The 1,320-nt window shown below is 63.9% G+C and carries 2 protein-coding genes; both read left to right on the top strand.

The genetic code is table 11. The features are described from left to right. Window positions 1–1,077, top strand: a 1,077-nt coding sequence (locus tag AB4Z53_RS35345; protein ID WP_441600081.1) for a glycine C-acetyltransferase, incomplete at its 5' end; no start/stop codon positions are given. 11 nt (window positions 1,078–1,088) lie between these two features. Next, window positions 1,089–1,320: alcohol dehydrogenase catalytic domain-containing protein (locus AB4Z53_RS35340; protein ID WP_441600079.1), on the top strand; the 232-nt coding region annotated here is incomplete at its 3' end.

Here is a 1,320-nt window from a genome sequence, read left to right as displayed (position 1 = left end):
GTCGCCTCGGGCGAGCGCGTGCTCAACTTCTGCGCCAACAACTATCTCGGCCTTGCCGATAGTGAAGAGCTTGCCGAGGCCGGCAAACAGGCGCTCGACCGTTATGGCTACGGCATGGCCTCGGTGCGGTTCATCTGCGGCACGCAGGAGGAGCACAAGCAGCTCGAGGCGCGGATTTCGTCGTTCCTCGGCCTGGAAGACACGATCCTCTATTCCTCCTGCTTCGACGCCAATGGCGGCCTGTTCGAGACGCTCTTGGGAGAAGAGGACGCGATCATCTCCGACGCGCTCAACCACGCCTCGATCATCGATGGCGTGCGGCTCTCCAAGGCCAAGCGCTTCCGCTATGCCAACAACGACATGGCGGCGCTGGAGGAAGAGCTGAAGAAGGCCGAGGGCAGCCGCTTCAAGCTGATTGCCACCGACGGCGTGTTCTCGATGGACGGCATCATCGCCAATCTCGGTGGTGTCTGCGACCTCGCGGACAAATATGGCGCCATGGTCATGGTCGACGACAGCCATGCAGTCGGTTTCGTCGGGAAGAATGGTCGCGGCTCGGCCGAACATTGCGGCGTCGAGGGCCGGATCGACATCATCACCGGCACGCTCGGCAAGGCGCTCGGCGGCGCCTCGGGCGGCTATACTTCGGCCAAGGCCGAGGTGGTCGAGTGGCTCAGGCAGCGTTCGCGGCCCTATCTGTTCTCCAACACGCTGGCGCCGGTGATTGCCGCGGCCTCGCTGAAAGTCTTCGACCTGATCGACAACGGCGATGCCTTGCGCGAGCGGCTCTATGCCAATGCGGCACTGTTCCGCACCGAGATGACCAAGCTCGGCTTCACGCTTGCCGGCGAGGGCCATCCGATCATTCCGGTGATGCTCGGTGATGCGGCGCTCGCGCAGGAGATGGCGGCACGCATGCTGAAGAAGGGCGTCTATGTCATCGGCTTCTCCTTCCCGGTGGTGCCGAAGGGGCAGGCGCGCATCCGCACGCAGATGTCGGCGGCCCATAGTGAAGCGGACGTACGCCGGGCGATCGCCGCCTTCGAAGAGGTCGGCCGCGACCTCGGCGTGATCTGAGGGAGGGACCGATGACGAACATGATGAAGGCGCTGGTCAAGTCGAAGGCCGAAGTGGGCTTGTGGATGGAGCGCGTGCCGGTGCCGGAGATCGGCCCGAACGACGTGCTGATCAAGGTGAAGAAATCGGCGATCTGCGGCACCGACGTGCACATCTGGAACTGGGACCAGTGGGCGCAGAAGACCATTCCGGTGCCGATGGTCGTCGGCCACGAGTTCATGGGCGAGATCGCCGAGGTCGGCT

It is taken from the genome of Ensifer sp. 2TAB8 (assembly GCF_052115125.1).
GTDB lineage: Bacteria > Pseudomonadota > Alphaproteobacteria > Rhizobiales > Rhizobiaceae > Ensifer.
This window is presented reverse-complemented; position numbering and strand designations above follow the sequence as displayed.